This window comes from Bacteroidota bacterium (assembly GCA_034723125.1).
Classification (GTDB): domain Bacteria; phylum Bacteroidota; class Bacteroidia; order CAILMK01; family JAAYUY01; genus JAYEOP01.
Window position 1 is genome coordinate 1 of record JAYEOP010000477.1, and the last position, 1,928, is coordinate 1,928.

Sequence of the window (1,928 nt, forward strand, 5' to 3'; positions counted from 1 at the left end):
TTACAAAATTGTTATGTTTGGTAAAATGAATGATTTTGATGGCATAAATCTCATCATAAAGTATTGTTTATATATGATGTTGCGTTTGGTTCAGGGGTTAAAGACTTTCAGCCTTTTTTCTAATAGTAAAATGCACGGAATTATAAAAATTGTTGTAATCAAAAATAAGCCTGAAAGACTTCAACAACAAAACTTCAAAGACATCATAAAATCACAGGCTGAAAGCCTGAAATAAAGAATATTGGACTATCCAAAAATTCTAATTACCCTCACGTAATTCCAGATTGAAAACTTATAATAAAAATAGATATCTGCTTTTTTAAATCAAATAAAAAATATAATTTTGTAATGTACTGAAAACTCAAATATAAAATACTATGGGACAATCATTATCACAAATTTATGTTCATCTTACATTTGGAACTAAAAACCGTTATCCGTTCATTAAAACGAAATGGGAAAAAGAACTTCATGCTTATATGGCTGGAATTTTTAAAAATTATGAAAGCCCTGCACTAATTATTAATTCAGTTTCAACTCATATACATATTCTTTTCCGTCTTTCAAAAAATTATGCATTAGCAAAAGTTGTAGAAAATGTAAAAAAAGAATCTTCAAAGTGGGTAAAACAAAATGATATTAAGAGTTCAAAGTTCGCCTGGCAAAACGGATATGGAGCATTCTCTGTAAGTAGTTCAAATGTAGAAGTTGTAAAGAATTATATTCATAAACAAAAGGAACATCACAGAAAAATGACATATAAAGAAGAAGTCGAGAAATTTCTTAAGGAATATGATCTAATTAATTATGATGAAAAGTACTTTTGGAGATAATTTATTACACACTTTCAGTGTGTTAATTTATTTCGTTTTTCAACCAAATGCGTTGCATTTGGTTAAGATATTAAAGGCTTTCAGCCTATTTTTCTAATAGTTATACCCGAAGTTCAAAGACTGGTTATAAACAAAAGTAAGCCTGAAAGACTCCAACAACAAAACTTCAAAGACACCATAAAATCACAGACTGAAAGTCTGAAATAAAGAATATTGGACTATACTTAAACTTAGTAATTCCTTACACATTTTCAGTGTATTGATTTTTTCATTCTTAAAACAAATACGTTGCGTTTGGTTAAGGGATTAAAGACTTTCAGCCTTTTTTCTAATAGTAAAAGCACGGAATTATAAAAATTGTTGTAATCAGAAATAAGCCTGAAAGGCTTCAACAACAAAACTTCAAAGACACCATAAAATCACAGACTGAAAGTCTGAAATAAAGAATATTGGACTATACTTAAACTTAGTAATTTCTTACACACTTTCAGTGTATTGATTTTTTCATTCTTAAACCAAATGCGTTGCGTTTGGTTCAGGGATTAAAGACTTTCAGTCTGTTTTTCTAATAGTTATACCCGAAGTTCAAAGACTGGTTATAAACAAAATTAAGCCTGAAAGGCTTCAACAACAAAACTTCAAAGACAGCATAAAATCACAGACTGAAAGTCTGAAATAAAGAATATTGGACTATACTTAAACTTAGTAATTCCTTACACATTTTCAGTGTATTGATTTTTTCATTCTTAAACCAAATGCGTTGCGTTTGGTTCAGGGGTTAAAGACTTTCAGCCTTTTTTCTAATAGTAAAATGCACGGAATTATAAAAATTGTTGTAATCAAAAATAAGCCTGAAAGACTTCAACAACAAAACCTCTATTCACAAATTCATATTTCGGGAAATTTAGTAAATTTCAATTTTTAACAAAAGTCTAAGAACGTTAATAAATGCGATTTTTTTTATCATGTCTAATATTTTTCTTCATTTTTGCTTTGCAGAATTCTGTTTCTGCTCAAATGAGTGGAACATATTCAATAGGTGCATCAGGTAACTTCTCTACTTTTTCACAAGCCGTTGATTCATTGGTAAGCCAA

2 protein-coding genes are annotated in these 1,928 nt (G+C 29.0%); both read left to right on the forward strand.

The window, feature by feature from the left end:
* Window positions 1-235: hypothetical protein (locus U9R42_12395; GenBank protein ID MEA3496818.1), on the forward strand; the 235-nt coding region annotated here is incomplete at its 5' end.
* A gap of 142 nt (window positions 236-377) precedes the next feature.
* Entirely contained in the window at window positions 378-833 is a 456-nt protein-coding gene (gene tnpA / locus U9R42_12400; GenBank protein ID MEA3496819.1) for an IS200/IS605 family transposase, read from the forward strand.
* The last annotated feature ends 1,095 nt before the right edge of the window (window positions 834-1,928 follow it).

Coding starts and splice junctions, on each gene's coding strand:
- tnpA (MEA3496819.1), top strand. CDS start 378: ATGGGACAATCATTATCACAAATTTATGTTCATCTTACATTTGGAACT.